The 15,409-nt window shown below is 63.6% G+C and carries 19 protein-coding genes; 5 read left to right on the top strand and 14 right to left on the bottom strand.

Annotation, left to right across the window (positions count from 1 at the left end):
* Window positions 1-3: 3 nt before the first annotated feature.
* Together ACU5AY_RS11010 and ACU5AY_RS11005 are read right to left on the bottom strand one after the other, a co-directional pair.
* Complete coding sequence (locus tag ACU5AY_RS11010; protein WP_446826237.1) at window positions 4-1,104, bottom strand: AbrB family transcriptional regulator; 1,101 nt, start codon at window positions 1,102-1,104, stop codon at window positions 4-6.
* Window positions 1,101-1,676, bottom strand: coding sequence for a hydrolase (locus ACU5AY_RS11005; protein WP_446826236.1), 576 nt, complete (start codon window positions 1,674-1,676; stop codon window positions 1,101-1,103). The genes ACU5AY_RS11010 and ACU5AY_RS11005 overlap by 4 nt, the downstream gene beginning before the upstream one ends.
* Window positions 1,677-1,805: 129 nt before the next feature.
* Between ACU5AY_RS11005 and ACU5AY_RS11000 the strand changes: the two genes are divergently transcribed.
* Together ACU5AY_RS11000 and recO are read left to right on the top strand one after the other, a co-directional pair.
* The gene (locus ACU5AY_RS11000; protein WP_446826235.1) at window positions 1,806-2,411 is read left to right on the top strand and encodes a TetR/AcrR family transcriptional regulator; all 606 of its coding nucleotides are present in this window, start codon (window positions 1,806-1,808) and stop codon (window positions 2,409-2,411) included.
* A gap of 50 nt (window positions 2,412-2,461) precedes the next feature.
* Window positions 2,462-3,220: a DNA repair protein RecO gene (recO, locus tag ACU5AY_RS10995; RefSeq protein ID WP_446826234.1), complete on the top strand. Its 759-nt coding sequence runs from the start codon at window positions 2,462-2,464 to the stop codon at window positions 3,218-3,220.
* An 89-nt stretch (window positions 3,221-3,309) separates the two neighbouring features.
* On the opposite strand, the gene ACU5AY_RS10990 is transcribed toward recO, so the two are convergent.
* The 3 genes from ACU5AY_RS10990 to ACU5AY_RS10980 all read right to left on the bottom strand — a co-directional run bounded on the left by ACU5AY_RS10990 (window position 3,310) and on the right by ACU5AY_RS10980 (window position 6,137).
* Entirely contained in the window at window positions 3,310-4,527 is a 1,218-nt protein-coding gene (locus tag ACU5AY_RS10990) for an MFS transporter (protein ID WP_446826233.1), read from the bottom strand.
* 107 nt (window positions 4,528-4,634) lie between these two features.
* Window positions 4,635-5,483: an MOSC domain-containing protein gene (locus ACU5AY_RS10985; RefSeq protein ID WP_446826232.1), complete on the bottom strand. Its 849-nt coding sequence runs from the start codon at window positions 5,481-5,483 to the stop codon at window positions 4,635-4,637.
* Window positions 5,484-5,492: 9 nt separating this feature from the next.
* Window positions 5,493-6,137, bottom strand: a complete 645-nt coding sequence (locus ACU5AY_RS10980; RefSeq protein ID WP_446826231.1) for an HD domain-containing protein — start codon at window positions 6,135-6,137, stop codon at window positions 5,493-5,495.
* Between the two features lie 394 nt (window positions 6,138-6,531).
* On the opposite strand from ACU5AY_RS10980, the gene ACU5AY_RS10975 reads away from it, so the two are divergent.
* Window positions 6,532-7,341 carry an EF-hand domain-containing protein gene (locus ACU5AY_RS10975; protein WP_446826230.1) on the top strand — a complete coding sequence of 270 codons (810 nt, stop codon included), beginning with the start codon at window positions 6,532-6,534 and terminating at the stop codon, window positions 7,339-7,341.
* A gap of 111 nt (window positions 7,342-7,452) precedes the next feature.
* Here ACU5AY_RS10975 and ACU5AY_RS10970 read toward each other — a convergent pair whose 3' ends face one another.
* The 8 genes from ACU5AY_RS10970 to ACU5AY_RS10935 all read right to left on the bottom strand — a co-directional run bounded on the left by ACU5AY_RS10970 (window position 7,453) and on the right by ACU5AY_RS10935 (window position 12,524).
* Window positions 7,453-8,343, bottom strand: coding sequence for a mechanosensitive ion channel family protein (locus tag ACU5AY_RS10970; protein ID WP_446828994.1), 891 nt, complete (start codon window positions 8,341-8,343; stop codon window positions 7,453-7,455).
* Between the two features lie 133 nt (window positions 8,344-8,476).
* On the bottom strand, window positions 8,477-8,995 hold the full coding sequence (locus ACU5AY_RS10965; RefSeq protein ID WP_446826229.1) for a tyrosine phosphatase family protein: 519 nt from the start codon (window positions 8,993-8,995) through the stop codon (window positions 8,477-8,479).
* Window positions 8,995-9,570, bottom strand: coding sequence for a YfbR-like 5'-deoxynucleotidase (locus tag ACU5AY_RS10960; RefSeq protein WP_446825906.1), 576 nt, complete (start codon window positions 9,568-9,570; stop codon window positions 8,995-8,997). Before ACU5AY_RS10960 ends, ACU5AY_RS10965 begins: the two co-directional genes overlap by 1 nt.
* A 32-nt stretch (window positions 9,571-9,602) precedes the next feature.
* A complete protein-coding gene (gene ygfZ, locus ACU5AY_RS10955) occupies window positions 9,603-10,439 on the bottom strand; it encodes a CAF17-like 4Fe-4S cluster assembly/insertion protein YgfZ (protein WP_446826228.1) in 837 nt (278 codons plus the stop codon).
* Between the two features lie 96 nt (window positions 10,440-10,535).
* A complete protein-coding gene (locus ACU5AY_RS10950; RefSeq protein ID WP_446826227.1) occupies window positions 10,536-11,312 on the bottom strand; it encodes a hypothetical protein in 777 nt (258 codons plus the stop codon).
* A 17-nt stretch (window positions 11,313-11,329) separates the two neighbouring features.
* A complete protein-coding gene (locus ACU5AY_RS10945; protein ID WP_446825905.1) occupies window positions 11,330-11,539 on the bottom strand; it encodes a hypothetical protein in 210 nt (69 codons plus the stop codon).
* A 151-nt stretch (window positions 11,540-11,690) separates the two neighbouring features.
* Window positions 11,691-12,104, bottom strand: coding sequence for a TIGR02301 family protein (locus ACU5AY_RS10940; RefSeq protein ID WP_446826226.1), 414 nt, complete (start codon window positions 12,102-12,104; stop codon window positions 11,691-11,693).
* A 9-nt stretch (window positions 12,105-12,113) separates the two neighbouring features.
* Window positions 12,114-12,524, bottom strand: coding sequence for an NUDIX hydrolase (locus tag ACU5AY_RS10935; protein ID WP_446826225.1), 411 nt, complete (start codon window positions 12,522-12,524; stop codon window positions 12,114-12,116).
* 188 nt (window positions 12,525-12,712) lie between these two features.
* Between ACU5AY_RS10935 and ACU5AY_RS10930 the strand changes: the two genes are divergently transcribed.
* On the top strand, window positions 12,713-13,897 hold the full coding sequence (locus tag ACU5AY_RS10930) for a multidrug effflux MFS transporter (protein WP_446826224.1): 1,185 nt from the start codon (window positions 12,713-12,715) through the stop codon (window positions 13,895-13,897).
* Between the two features lie 15 nt (window positions 13,898-13,912).
* On the opposite strand, the gene rpsU is transcribed toward ACU5AY_RS10930, so the two are convergent.
* Window positions 13,913-14,134 (bottom strand): 30S ribosomal protein S21, encoded by a 222-nt coding sequence (rpsU, locus tag ACU5AY_RS10925; RefSeq protein ID WP_446826223.1) that lies wholly within the window; start codon window positions 14,132-14,134, stop codon window positions 13,913-13,915.
* Between the two features lie 481 nt (window positions 14,135-14,615).
* Here rpsU and ACU5AY_RS10920 point away from each other — a divergent pair, with 481 nt between their 5' ends.
* A complete protein-coding gene (locus ACU5AY_RS10920) occupies window positions 14,616-15,407 on the top strand; it encodes an SOS response-associated peptidase (RefSeq protein ID WP_446826222.1) in 792 nt (263 codons plus the stop codon).
* Window positions 15,408-15,409 lie beyond the last annotated feature (2 nt).

Genomic DNA, 15,409 nt, shown 5'->3' with positions numbered 1-15,409 from the left:
CTCTCAGACGCGGCTGGCGACGAAGCGGGATATGCTCGGCGACAGCGTCAGGATAAAGACGAAGCGCACCGTCTGGATGGTCATCACCAGCGGCAGGTCGACATGCGTCGAGGCCGCGATGATGGCGATCGAATCGAGCCCGCCGGGGCTGGTGGCGAGATAGGCCGTCAGCGGGTCGACGCCGAGGATCAGCCACAACAGGCTGCCGAGCAGCGCACCGAACGAGATCAGCAGCACGATCGACAGGAAGACCTGCGGGAATGCGCGCGCCGCATGCCGCAGCAGCCGGCGGGTGAAGGCGAGCCCGATCCGCCAGCCGATGATGCCGTAGGCGATTGCCAGCAGCCATGGCGGCAAGGTGATGGCGATGATGTCGAACGAGTTCAGCGCACCCATGACGAACATCGGCACCAGCATGTTGCCGACGGGGATGCGCAGCTTGAAGCCCGCATAGGCCGAAACGGCGGTGACCGCCATCGTTTCGCAGAAACCGAGCCAGTCGACCGGCGGAAACAGCACGAAGGCCGGCGCTTGCCCGCCCTTGAGGTGAAAGACGAAAGCGGCGACGGCGGCCGCCGTGCTCGCCACGCAGACGACCCGCAAATATTGCATGAAGGCGACGAGGCGTGCATCGGCCCCGTAGGCCTCGGCCATCAGCACCATGGCGGACGCACCGCCGGCCGAGGTTCCCCAGACGGCCGTGCTGCCGGGCAGGACCTGACGCTTGGCCAGCACATAGCCCAGAAGCGACGTTGCCAAGATGATGGCGAACACCACCGACACGAAGATCGGCCAGTCCTGAAGGAAGCGCTGCACCACCTTGCCGTCGAGCGACTGGGCGATCATGGCGCCGAGCAGCGACTGGCTGGCGAGATACGGCAGGCGCGGAACCGCCATGCGCGCGCTGTTGACCGCAAACAGGATCGCCACGATCATCGGCCCGAGAAGAAGGGCAGCCGGCAGATGGACATATTCGAATGCGCCGGCGAGCGCTGCGGAAAGAACCAGCAGCAATAGCCATTTTGCCGGCGCGGGGACATCGGTCAGAAGTCCGGCGGGCGGGGCGGGTTCCTGCTTGCCGTCGGGAGGAACGGGTGTCGTCATGCGGGGGTCAGTTCGACCGTTGCGGAGGTGGCGATGCGCGCGATCCTAGGAAAAACGTAGCGGAAGGGGAAGGCGTGCATGTCCTCGCTCATCGTAGAACAGGCGTCTTCTAGGATCACCAGTTCGTGGCCGAGTTCATAGGCTTGCCGCGCGGTCGATTCCACGCCGAAATTGGTGGCGATGCCGCCGAGTACGATCGTCCTGATGCCGCGACGGCGCAATTGCAGATCGAGTTCCGTGCCGTTGAAGGCGCCCCACTGGCGCTTGGTGATCCTGAGGTCGCCGGGCTCCGCCAAGCCGTCAACGAGATCGCTCCAGTCCGAGGGCAGGCCGCCAGCCGGCCGCGCCATCGGTTCCTCGACCGGCTGCTTCAGGCCGTCGCCGAAATCCGCATGCCAGCCGACATTGACCAGCACCACAGGCGAACCGGCCTTGCGGAAGCGGGTCGCGAGCGCCTTGCCGCGCGCAATGACGTCGTCGCCGCTGTGCGGCGCAAGCGTGCGTCCCAGGGCGATGCCCTTCTGCAGATCGATGAGAACGAGAGCGGTGGTCTTGGGATCAAGTAAGATCATGGGAGGCAATCCGTGATGGGCAGATGCTTGGGTGGGGCTGGACCAGGAGCGGGACATGTCGTTATATGAGGATGTCCTCGCAAAATTTATATGAAGATGGCCTCATAAAAGTCAATGACCGGAGCTTCGTTGGAAGAAAATTCCCCAGCTGTCGCCAAGGCGCCGAAGCGCAAACGCGGCAAGGAGCGGGTCGCCCAGCTTCTCGAGGCCGGCGCATCCGTCTTCGAGGAACGCGGCTTTGCGGCGGCGACCATGACCGAGATCGCCGCCCGCGCCGGTGCGCCGATCGGCTCGCTCTATCAGTTCTTTCCCAACAAGGACGTTCTGGCCGATGCGCTGATCGAGCGCTACGGCGAGCACGTGTTCGAGCGGCTGGACCGGATCGCCGCCAAGGTTCGGGATATGGCGGCGCCGGATCTCGCTCATGCGCTCCTCGATGTCTTTCTGGCGCTGTCCAGCGAACGGCGTCTGGCGATCGGGCTTCTCGACATGCGCTGGCGCGGCCCGGATGCGCGACCGGGCTATTTCCGCGGCGCGATCCGTGCCCGAATCGCCGGCATCCTGCGCCTCTGGCGTCCGTCTCTTTCGAAGGAAATATCCGAATCGTCTGCCATCGTCGTGCTGCAGCTCATGAAGGCGCATGTGCAGCTGGACGAGGACAGGTCCGGCGAAGCGAAGGAAAAGGCGATGGCCGACTGGCGCGTTATGCTGGAAACCTATCTGGCCGGGCTCTGATACAACGTTTTGCCGGTGCTTTGGTTCTCCGGCGGTGATAAGGATTTTCCATGCAATGGCAGGATCAGGCGATCGTTCTGGGCATCAAGCGGCATGGCGAAACCAGCGTCATCGCCGAGGTGATGACGCGCGACCGAGGACGCCATCTCGGCCTCGTCCGGGGAGGGCGTTCCCGCTCGATGCAGCCGGTGCTGCAGCCCGGCAATCTGGTCGAGGTCACATGGCGCGCGCGGCTTGACGAACACCTCGGCGAGTTTCGGGTCGAGCCGCAGCGGCTGCGCGCCGCCCGGCTGATGGAGGCGGCGACCTCTGTCTACGGCGTGCAGGCCATGGGTGCCTTGCTGCGCCTGCTTCCCGAACGCGACCCGCATCCGCACCTCTTCGATGCGCTCGACGTAATCCTCGAAAACATGGAGGATCCGGCCGACGCGGGCGAGCTCTTCGTCCGCTTCGAGCTAGCCGTGCTCGACGACCTTGGCTTCGGGCTTGATCTCGAACGCTGTGCTGCGACCGGCAGCCGCGAGGAACTGGTCTATGTCTCGCCGAAATCGGGCAGGGCGGTCAGCCGCCCGGCCGGTGATCCGTACCGGGACCGGATGCTGGCCCTGCCGCCCTTCCTGCGTACCGACCACCGCAAGGCCGCCAATTGCGATACGCTCGCCGAAGCCTTCCGCCTGACCGGCTATTTCCTCAACCGCCACGTCTACGAGCCGCGCGGCATCGAGGTCGCCAGCGCCCGCGACGGCTTCATCCAGGCGGCGCTTAAGGCGTTGAGGGCAAGGCAGGCGGCTACCGGCGAAAACGCCTGAAGGCGAATTCCTGACGGTTGCGGCCGCCCGTAAAAAGATTCCCCCTCAAGCGCTTGCGCGCCGGCGATGAATCATTGTCTCAGGAAATGTCAGGCCGCAGCCAGCGGCCGGGCGATCGCTTCTTCCTTGATCGGCCAGTGAACGACAGCCGCAAACAGGCCGAGCACCACGCCGAGCCACCAGACGACGTCGTAGGAGCCGAACTTGTCGTAGAGATAGCCGCCCATCCAGACGCCGAGGAACGAACCGATCTGGTGCGACAGGAAGACGATGCCGCCGAGCAGGCCGAGATGGCGTGTGCCGAACATGATGGCGACGAGACCGTTGGTCGGCGGCACGGTGGAGAGCCACAACAGGCCCATGACGCTTGCGAAGATGATGACCGACAGTGGCGTCTGCGGCAGCAGCAGGAAAGCCGTGACCGCGATCGAGCGACCGATATAGATCAGCGACAGCATGTAGGGCTTGGAGCGGCGCTGGCCGATGGCACCGGCGGCGAGCGAGCCGATGATGTTGAAGAAGCCGATCAGCGCCATGGCGATCACCGCGTAGCGCGCGTCGATGCCGATGTCGCCGATATAGGCCGGGAAATGCGCGGTGATGAACGCCACCTGGAAACCGCAGACGAAGAAGCCGCTGGTCAGGAGCAGGTAGGAGCGGTGTCCGAGCGCTTCCTTCAGCGCCTGCACGACCGTCTGCTCGAACTGGGTGTGCGACTGGCTGCCGGACCTGGCATTGCCCTTCAGCGGGATGGCGAGGAACGGCACGACGATCATCATGGCGGCGAAGATGATCAGCGATTCCGACCAGCCGAACGCATTGATCAGCCCCTGGGTGAGCGGCGCGAAGAGGAACATGCCGGCCGATCCCGCGGCGGTCGCAATGCCGAAGGCGAAGGAGCGCTGGTCGGCCGTCACGTTGCGGGCAAATGCCGACAGGATGACGCTGAACGAACCGGCGGCGATCGCAAGGCCGATCAGCACGCCGCCGCCCAGATGCAGGAGCGCGATGGAATGTCCGCTCGCCATCATCACGAGCCCGGCAGCATAGAGGAGGGCGGACATGATGAGCACCTTGGCGGTGCCGTATTTGTCCGCCAGCGCACCGAAGAACGGCTGGCCGAGACCCCAGAACAGGTTCTGGATCGCCATGGCAAGGCCGAAGGTGGAGCGGTCCCAGCCGGTTTCCGACAACATGGGCAACTGGAAAAAGCCCATGGCCGAGCGCGGTCCGAAGGTCATGATCGAGATCAGCGATCCCGCGATGATCAGAGCCCAGGGCATCGGGTGTGTGGCGGTCTTCTGCATGGAACTGTCCCCTCAGCCAGCCAGTATTCTCTGAGACTGAAGTATATACGGCGCACTAATCACGCCAAGCGATTAGATTTGAATCTTTGATCAGGAAATTTGATGGTTCAGGCCGCCCGAAGCTTCCAGCCGCTGCCCCGCTCGTCGATTACGCGCACCTCGTCGCCGGCCGAGATACGGCCTTCGCCGCGCGGCACGGCGTTCCAGCCGAAGAGCACGCCCTTGATCCGCTCGTCCGCCGACATGCGCAGCTTGCGAAGGGCTGGCATCGGGTCGGCGATCTCGCGCGAGCCGGTCTTCTGGTCCTGGGTGGTCATCACGCAGCGCACGCAGGGCTTCACAAAATCGAAGCGGATGCCGCCGATCTCGATGGCCGCCCAGCGGTCCTCGGCGAAGGGCTCCTCGCAGTCGACGACGATGTTCGGACGGAACCGGTCCATCGGCACCGTGGGCAGGCCCTGGCCGTGCAGGTTGGCGTTGATGGCGTTCAGCGAGCCGGTGGTCGTCACCAGCACCTGGAACCCGTCGGCAAAGGTGACGGGCGTGCCTTCGCCGGCCCAGTCGACGCTCGCCTCGCGATGCGCGTCGGCGTCGAAGAAGGCAAGCTTCACCTCCGTCCCGAACCACTGCGAAAGCTTGGCATTGACGCCGTCGTCGGCAATCGCCGCGTTGACGCGCGACTTCCAGACCATGACCTCCATGCGGTGGTCCGGCTGCGGCGGCGCCACCAGAAGCTCGCCCTTGCCTTCCATCGTCAGAAGCAGCGAGGTCGCACCGGGGCGCGCGTCGATGCGCGCAAGCGACGGCAGTTCGCGCTGGGTGATGAACCGGCCATTGCCGTCGACGATCATCATCCGGCGGTCGCCGGAGAGACCGAAAGCGTCAACCTTCGAATAGGGCAGGCGGATGCCGCGCGCGCTCTTGAGCGGGTAGATGAAGAGATCACTGACCTGCATGGGACCGTCCTATAGTTCGTCGAGAAAGTGTTGAAGGAATTGTGCCAGCCGGTCGTGACGTTCGCGGGCGAAATCCTGCCCCGCTTTCGTCTGGAAACCGTCGGCGAGCTTGAAAAGCTTGGCTTCGAAATGATCGATGGCAAAGGCCTTGTCGTCGAGCGGGCGATCGTCCGCGCGCGGATCTGCGGGGTCATAGAGCGCCGAGCCCATCCGTCCGGCGACGTAGAAGCAGCGTGCCGCGCCGATGGCGCCGATTGCGTCCAGCCTGTCGGCATCCTGCAGGATCTTCGCTTCCAGGGTCTCAGGTGGAATTCCGGCCGAAAAGCTGTGGGTGAGGATGGCATGCGCCACCGCATCGAGGTCGGCGTCAGCCCAGCCGAGATCGCCAAGGACCCTTGCCGCTCTTTCGGCCGCGAGCCGCGAGGCCTGGGTTCTCAGCGGCGAATTCTTTTCCACCGACACGCAGTCATGCATCAGCACGGCCGCGGCCAGCACCTCGGTATTGCCGCCCTCCACCGCCTGGATTCGGAAGGCATTGCGGAAGACGCGCTGGATATGGGCAAGGTCGTGCGACCCGTCATTGCCGGCGTCGAGATGAGGCAGAAGCTGTTCGGCAATCGCCTGGTGCGGCGCAAAGGCCAGGGCAGTCAGCATCGGTGGATCGTTCCTCCCAATCGGCGAATCTGACCGCTATTGATTATAGGCCGACGGCTGCGAACGCAATCCGGGGATCGCTGTGCGATGTTTCGACCAGTCCGTGCATATACTGATCGCACGAAATGAGTGCGACAGATTGACGCAGGATGCGCGGCCGCTCGAGACGTGGCCGTCGACATCGCCCCTAAGATGGAATGGGTTTTTCGCGCGATATGGCCGGAGAGGTTAATAAATATTAACAAAAATTCGATTCGAAACGTGTCAATTGCTGATTGTGGCAATTAACAATTTTTTTTGCCGGAAAAGGCGACTCAAATTAGCGATTCATCAGTCCTGGTTTCGTATTCTGTCCCGCAGGATTTCAGAGAATATTTTTACGGGGGCTTTTTTAATGACCAGCGTGTCCGCTGCGGGAAGCAGCAACTATCTCTATTTGTCCAAGATCAATGGAACCGACAAGGAAAGCACGGAAGCGGCAGCGTCGACGGCGGCTTCTGCCACGTCCTCCATGCCGCCCACGCCACCGGCGATGGAATTCGACAGCGACAGCGCGACGTCGAAGTTTTCCGGCAACATGATGTCGATGATGATGAGCATGTCCGATACGCTGGCATCGCCCCAGCTGTCGACGACTGACCTGGTCTCCTCGATGGATTCCGATGAGGATGGCAGTGTGACGCTCGAGGAGTTTGTCGCCTCGCGTCCGGACGAGGTATCCGAAGAGGACGCCACGACGCTCTTCAACTCCTTTGACAGCGAGGACACCGGTTCGCTGACGACGGAGGCGCTTGCCGACGCCATGGATGCCAGCCGGCCGGCGCCGCCGATGGGTGGGCCGGGTGGACCGGGAGGTCCGCCTCCGGGTGGCCCGCCGTCCGAGGACAGTGATGGCGACGACGACCTCGTCAGTGCGATGGATAGCGACGAGGACGGCAGCGTAACCCTTGAGGAATTCGTGGCCGCCCGCCCGGATGAAGTCTCCGAGGAAGACGCCACCACGCTGTTTAATTCCTTCGATAGCGAAGGCACGGGTTCACTGACCACCGAGGCGCTTGGTGACGCCATGAAGAGCAACCGTCCGGGCCCGCCGCCCGGCGGCGTCCAGATGATGACGCTGGGCGAGGACAGCACCTATTCGCTGTCCGATCTTCTTGGTGCCATCTCCAGCACGACCAACGAGGTTGCCGAAGCCGACGCCTAGGCCCTGCCGGGCCGGGATGACGGCGCATCATGAAGACAAAAACCGGCCGCGTCTTTCGTGGCCGGTTTTCTGTTTCTTCCGGGAGAAGGCGGTCTCCCTCGATTCGGCAGGTCAGCCGGTCGTCTTGTCCTGCTCCTTGTCGACCGGAGCAGGTGTCCCGTCCGCGGCCGCCACGGTGTAGGTGACCTGCGGGAACGGAATGGAGATGCCACGCTTGTCGAACTCCAGCTTTGCCGTCTTGGTGAAATGCCGGCTTGTCGGCCACCAGTCGGCGCTCATCGTCCAGTAGCGAAGGGTGATCGATACGGCGCTGTCGCCGAGTTCGGCAACGAAGGTTTCGGCCGCCGGATCGGGCAGCACGCGCTCGTCGCCATTGGCCATGTCCATCAGGATCGATTGCGCCAGCTCGATGTCGTCCTCATAGCCGATCCCGATCGTCAGGTCGTTGCGGCGGGTCTTCTGGCGGCTGTAATTGGTGATCGAGACGTTCCACAGCGACGAATTCGGCGCCAGGCGATAAAGCCCGTCCGGCGTCCTGAATTCGGTGGCGAACAGTCCGATCTGCTGGACGATGCCCGATACATTTCCGGCGTCGATATACTCGCCGTTGCGGAACGGGCGCAGCACCAGAAGCATGATGCCGGCGGCAATGTTCTGCAGCGTGCCCTGCAGGGCAAGGCCGATGGCGAGGCCGGCGGCGCCGAGGGCGGCGATGATCGAGGTGGTCTGCACGCCGAACTGGCCGAGCACCATGACCACGACGATGATGAGGACCCCGTAGCGGACGATGTTGCCGAGGAAGTTGATGACGGTTGCGTCCAGCCCGCGGACACGGCCGAGCGCGCTTTCGGTCCATCGGCTGAACAGGCTGGAGGCGATCCAGCCGATGATCAGGATCAGGATCGCGCCCACGGTCGAGAAGGCGTAGGACACGATTAGCGTGGCCAGGGAATCGATCAGGGTGGAGGTGGAGAGCAGAATGTCGTTGGCCTTCGAGCCGATGGCATCCGCGGAGAGGTTTTCCATATTCCTTCGTCCTCAGTTGGTCTTTCGGGCGGAGTCAGAGACCTATAAAGGGCGCAGGCACCTCGAAGTCAAACAAGCTGAGGAATTATTGGCGTTTCCTGGCCAGGTATCAGCCAAAATCGAGCGAGAACGGCGCATTGCCGTCAGCATCGGCGCCCCGGCCGATGGACGCCATGGCTTCGACGAGCCGGCCTTGGCGGCCGAGCACAGAATCGCCGATGGCGATCAGGCGGGTGTTCGGCGTTGCGAAGGGCGAGGCCCGGCGCAAGTCTTCGGCGAGTGCGAAGTCGTCCAGATCCGGCCGCAGGGCGAGGGCGACGATCGCCGCCGCCGCCGGCGAGCGCGATACCCCCATCCAGCAATGAACGAGCAGCGGCGCGCTCTGGTCCCAGTCCCGCGCAAAGTCGATAATCGACCGGACATGCGCCTCCTGTGGCGCGATCAGGCCCTCGGTCTTCGAGGCGAAGGTGATGTCATTGACGTCGAGCCGCAGATGGCGATCGCCTGAGATCACCGCCGGACGGTGAAATTTCTGGCTTTCGCCGACCAGGCTGATCATCTCGCGCGAGCGGTGCCGGACGGCCATTTCCGCGATCCGCGCGAGCGGCGAGACGACGATGCGCGGCATTACGGACCCTCGGCCTTGCGCTCGGCCTCGATCGCTTCAAACCGCGCGCAGAAGATCCGCTCGACTTCGGTCGCCGGCAGCGGCTCAAGGAGCAGCATGTCGCGCGTGATGCCGCGCGGCTGGCCGAAGAACTGGCGTGCTTCCGCCGGATCGAAACCGGCGAGCTCGGTTGCCTCGAAGTAGGCCGCGACCTGGTCCGCCTTCTTGATCCTGGCCTTGAGGTCGGCCGTCGGATGCGGCGGCAGGCCGAAGCGCAGGTGCACCGCTGCCTCCAGCCGCTTCTCGACCGTCTTGTAGCCGCCGCCGACCACCGCCTTGAACGGCGAGATCATGTCGCCGATCACATATTCCGGGGCATCGTGCAGCAGCGCCATCTGCCGGTCGCGCGCGGTCGTCTTGCAGCTCTTCGTAAAGATGGTTTCGACGATCAGGCTGTGCTGGGCGACGGAGAAGGCATGGTCACCGCGTGTCTGGCCGTTCCAGCGTGCGACGCGGGCGAGGCCGTGGGCGATGTCGGCGATCTCGACATCGAGCGGCGAGGGGTCGAGAAGGTCGAGCCGTCGGCCGGAAAGCATGCGCTGCCAGGCGCGCGGGGTCGTCGGCGTCTTCAAGCGTCGACCTCGTCGGACGGGAAGGAGAGGTCGGACCATGCGGGCAGGGCAAGCGTGACCGCGGTGTCTCCTGCCAGGATCGGCGTGCCGGCGGCAAGCGCCGCGCCGACCCGGTCGGTCCGCACGATCGCAATCGCAGAGGAACCGGAGACGCTGCCGACGTTGCCCACCGGCTTGCCGGCGGCTGTCAGCGGCGTATCCGGGGACAGAGAGCCGCTTTCCGCTGTCGCGAGAACAGGGCGGCGACGCGCCGTTCCCCGGTGCTGCATGCGCGATACCACTTCCTGGCCGACATAGCAGCCTTTCCTGAAGGAGAGCCCGCCGTTCAGGTCCATCATCACGTCGTGAGGAAAGGCATCCTGCAGGGCGAAATCCTGTCCTGACACCGCAATGCCGAGACCTATCCTCAGCGCCTCATAGGCCGCACGATCGCCATCGCCGAGATTGCCGGGCAGGCGGTAAAGCGGCGTTCCGGCCTTGGCGAAGCGGCTGTCCGCAACGCTGCCGTCCGGTGCCGTCTCGTCCCAGACGACGCTCACACCGTCATTGTCTTCGGCGGCAAGCGTCACGTTTGCCCTGAGCTTGTACATCATCAGGCGCCGCAACAGCGACTCGGTCTGCGTGGCATCCGTCTCGATGCTGAAACCATCGGCGGTCCGCGAGATCATGAAATCGAACATGATCTTGCCCTGCGGCGTCAGCAGCGCCCCCGGCCGCGCCTCCGCGTCGCCGAGACTGGCTATGTCGGTGGTGATCAGGTTCTGCAGGAATGATTCCGCGTCCGGCCCGGATATCCGGATCAGTCGGCGGTCTTCGAGATGGGCTTTGGACATCGCAGTTCCCGGGAATTGGTGTGGGGGACTCGCGATATCGCGCATCCCGTCAAAGGGAACAGGTAGGACGTGACCCGCAACGGAGCAAGTGTCTTCTTATTCGCCGGCGAGCATGAACTTCCAGGTACCGTCCGGCGAAATGCCCATCCGGTAGAAATTGTAGCCGCCATAGTCGAGCATGTTGGCATAGTCGCCGGCAGTCACGATTCGCAGCAGTTCCACCACTTCCGGCGGCGTCAGCTTGTCGAGGTCCTTCTCGGCGAAGTAGGGCCACTCATAGGTTTCGTCGGGCGTACCCTTGTTGAAGTGCGCGGCGCCCGCCTGCAGGAGGTCGAGAACGATCGCGAGAATTTCGCGGCCGTCCGGATCACCGGAGAAGGATTTCAGCACCGCGACCGGATCTTCGCCCGTGCTGCCGCCAGCGCCAAGCTGCGTCTGGTCGGGACCGGGATTGGTGAGCTGTGCAAGCCGCGTCACGTCGCCGGATGCCGCCGCCTCGACGATCAACTGGCGCATCCGCCGGACCGGCTCGGGAAGCTTCGAGGCGTCGAAGATATATTCGACCTCCTTCTTCGGCTGGTCGACGTCGGCCTTCTGCTTGACCATCGGGTCGGGGTCGGGCAGGCCCTGCTCTATGTCCGTGCCTTCGCTGCTGTCCTCGTCGCTCTCGCCTTCGTCGGTCGCGGTACCGTCGTCTTCCGCGCCCTGCGGCTCAGTCGCAGTGTCGCCAGCCTTGTCGGCCGGCGTGCTCTGAAGTTCGGAAAGCGCGAAGGCCGGCTGGATATGGGCAAACGCGAGGAACGAAGGCAGCACGATCGCGGCGGTCCGCAAAAGAAGACGTGTCGACACCAGAAGCGTCGCGGTCCTTGGCATGGATATGGTGTCCCGTTCTATTGAATGGTTCGGCCCGGAGAAAACTCGCCCGACCGAATGCGCTCGCGCAGCGATTCGAGCATCGCCTCCGCTCCGTCTTCGCCATGAAGGCGTACCGTCTCGCGCATGGCAAGGGCGATTGCGGCATCGGCGATGATTTCAGGCTCGATACCGTCGGCAACGCCGTCGGCCCAGGCTTCGTTCTGGTATTCGAGAGCAGCCTGCATCTTTTCGTGGACGATGATGTCGTCGAGTTCGTTGATGCTTCTTTCCACTGCCCTTACCCCTGTACTTACTCTGGGTTCTTACCACACTCTTAAAGACGTTATCAGTTTTTTCCCAAAACGGCACTGCGCGCTAGGGAAAGAGGTAAATAAATCATAAATTTCCAAAGCGGGTCGCGATTTCTGTCGCCAGTGTTGCGCCGTCGATACGATATTGCTCCTCGGCTTTCACTGCCGCCGGCGTGCAACCGGTGTGAATCGCGGCGAAGGCACGGTAGCCCCGGTTGAATGCCGCCGTCAGCTTCGCGGTCCGGTCCGGTTCGCCGACCGTTTCCAGGTCCAGCAGCGTCTGCATCGAATCACGCCAGTTCGTCTCCTTGTCCGTTCCGCAAAGGCTTCTGAGATATTGGACGGAGCCGAGGATCTCAGACAGCCGCACCAGCTTGTCCTCATAGGGGGGCGGAGGCGAAGGAGCGGCGGGCGCGGGTTGTTCGGCCGCTTTTCCTGCCGCAAATGCGGCGGGGGCGGCGAAGGAAGCCAGGAGAACGAACAGAACAGGCAGGCGCATCGGTCGGTCCTAAGATGTCATGCCGGCGATCCGTTCGGCGCATTCCAGAACGCTCGGCAGAACGGCGATCTGCCGCATTTCCTCCACGCTATACCAGCCAAGCGCGTCCGCGTCATCGGCGGCGGCCGCCGTTTCCGGCCATTCCGCTTCAATCTCGAACACGGAGAGATAGAAGCCAACTCCGCCATCGGCGGAAGGGGGCAGGTCGTAGGCGGTGAAGAAGCGGGCATTGCGTCCGCGAAGTCCGGTTTCCTCCTCCAGTTCGCGAATCGCCGTTTCCTCCGGCGTCTCGCCGGCCTCGGCCCGACCGCCCGGAAATGCGTATACGCCCTTGCCCGGCGGGTTGGCGCGCCGGACGAGAAGAAACCGGCCATCATGAACCACGATTGCCGAAGAAGCCTGAAGGGAGAGCGTTGTCATGGCCGCACTCTGCCACGAAAGCGGATGGGCTGCGAAGGGGACGGGCGAGAAAAAGGATGGCCTTCGGGTCACTGCGCGCGTTACGAGATTTGGCACTTCTCAGCGCGCGCGGGCTCGTATATGAGGAGTTCTTCGTTTGTTCTTAGTGTCATCAAGACACCGCGACGTCATCGCAACGAGAGGTCAACATGAAGGTTGAAATGATCAAGCTCGCCGGCATTCTGGGCCTGCTCGCTGCTGTCGGACCTGTCGCAATCGACATGTATCTGCCGGCCATGCCGGTGATCGCCGCCGACCTTCAGGCACCGGTGGCGCTGTCGCAGTGGACGCTGATGGCGTTCTTCCTGTCCTTCGGCGTGTCGCAGCTCTTCTATGGCCCGGCCTCCGACATGTTCGGCCGCCGGCTGCCGCTCTATTTCGGGCTGACGCTGTTTGCCGTCGCCTCCATCGGCTGCGCGCTGGCGCCGACGATCGGCTGGCTGATCGCGCTGCGCTTCATCCAGGGCATTGGTGCTGCCTCCGTCATGTCGATCCCGCGTGCCATCATCCGCGACCTCTACACCGGCAATGCCGCCACGCGGTTGATGTCGACGGTGATGCTGGTCATTTCCGTCTCGCCCATGCTGGCGCCGCTGATCGGTTCGGCATTGATGGTGCCCTTCGGCTGGCGGGCGGTCTTCTACTGTTCGGCGATAACAGCGGTCACCAGCCTCATCCTGACCCGCTTTGCCCTGCAGGAGACCTTGCCGCCGGAACGCCGCGTGGCCTTTCGGATGGGCGCCATGCTGAAGGCGTTCGGCATTCTTCTGCGCGATCCGTCCTATATGGGCCAGACGCTGATCGGCGGCGCGGGCATGGCGAGCTTCTTCGCCTTCCTGTCCACTGCGTCGTTTCTTTACACCGGCTATTACGGCCTGACGCCGACGCAGTTCAGCCTTGCCTTCGCGCTGAACGCGCTCGGCTTCTTCTCCTCAAGCCAGTTTGCTGCCAATCTCGGCGGGAGGTACGGCGCGCTCGCGGTCGTGCGCGTCTCCGTCGTCGGCTTCGCGGCCGCGTCGATGCTGATGTTTGTGCTGTTTTTGCTGGGACTGGGAAGCTTCTGGCTGCTGGTCTTCATGCTGATCGTCGCCAATGCCTTCCTCGGGCTCGTCATTCCGACGGCGATGGTCTTGTCGCTCGAAGAGCACGGAGAGATTGCCGGCAGTGCCGCAGCACTTGGCGGCACGCTGCAGATGCTGGTCGGCGCGATTGCTATCGCGATCGTCAGCCTGGTGTTCGACGGAACGCCGCTGCCGGTGGTGGCAAGCATTGCCGGCTGCGGCGTTATCGCCTTGACGCTGTCCTTCCTGACACTTCGCGGCAGGACGGCCTGAAGGGAAAGGCGGGGCCTATCGGCCCGATGCGGGGATCAAGCCGTCGCGCTTCATCTGCTTGCGGACGTATTTGCGGTGACGCTTGATCGCCTGCGCCTTCTGCCGGTTGCGCCGTTCGGACGGCTTTTCATAGGTGGCATGTGCCTTCATCTGCTTGAAGACGCCCTCGCGCTGCAGCTTCTTCTTCAGAACGCGGATGGCCTGTTCGACGTTGTTGTCTCTCACGATGACTTGCAAAGCGGATCCTTTCTCTTTGGCGGCGCTGACACGCCGCTGTGGGAAGAAGGGGAGGGAACTGCACCTGCCCGTGACGCCAATGGCGGACAGTCATTGTCCGTCCGAGGCGGGGCAGCATCCGATTTTCAATGCGGGACGCCAGCCTGAGGCCGGCCAGTCCCCTCCCGTCGATCGAACGCATGGCTGCCAGTACATCCGTGGTCAGCCGCGCGCGAACGCGAACCTGCAGGGTCTTCTCAAGTCAGCCACACTATGGGTTGCTTCCCTTGGCCATGCCGGGAACGGTGCAGATAAAGCACTCTGTCCGCCGAGGCATCGTCGACTGTTCTGGGAAAGTGCGGCGAGGCTTGCACCTCGGAAAAGACCCGCGAAGAAGGTTCGATGATCATAATTTAGGCATTGGGGCGGGGATTTCAAGGGCCGCCGGCAGCAATCCGGCCGCGCTTGACCATTCCGTCGCGTGGTGCGATCACACGAACCCATGTGTGGACGATATGCGCTGACCGCGACGGCGGAGGATATTCTGGAGTTCCTCTCGGTCATCATGATCGAGGATTTTCCGGCGCGCTACAACATCGCCCCGACCCAGCCGATCCTGATCGTGACGGCGGGCGAGGGCGCCGAGCCAGGCTCGAACCTGCCCGACCGCAAGGCGATGCTGGTGCGCTGGGGCTTCACGCCGTCATGGGTGAAGGATCCGCGCGACTTTCCGCTGCTGATCAATGCCCGGTCCGAAACGGCGGCCGAGAAGGCGTCGTTTCGCGCCGCCATGCGCCACCGCCGCATCCTCGTGCCGGCCTCCGGCTTCTACGAGTGGCATCGCCCCGCCAAGGACAGCGGCCGCAAGTCCCAGGCCTACTGGATCCGTCCGAAGAACGGCGGCCTCGTCGCCTTTGCCGGGCTGATGGAATCCTGGTCCTCGCCGGACGGGTCCGAGGTCGATACCGGCTGCATACTGACGGTCGGCGCCAATGCCGCAATGGCCCCGATCCACGACCGGATGCCGGTCGTCATCGAGCCGGAGAACTTTGCGCGCTGGCTCGATTGCCGCACGCAGGAGCCGCGCGACGTGGCCGATCTCCTGAAACCCGCCGATGACGGCTTCTTCGAAATGATTGCCGTCTCCGACAAGGTCAACAAGGTTGCCAATATGGGGCCGGACCTGCAGGAACCGGTCGGCGTCGCAGCAGACGCGGAAGCACCGCCCGAAAAGCCCAAGCGGAAGAATACGCCCGGCGATGCCTCCGGCGGCGGGCAGATGTCTCTGTTCTAGCC

Source organism: Rhizobium sp. PAMB 3174 (assembly GCF_052908375.1).
The sequence above is the reverse complement of the archived record's forward strand: the minus strand, read 5'-3'. Positions and strand labels throughout refer to the sequence as shown.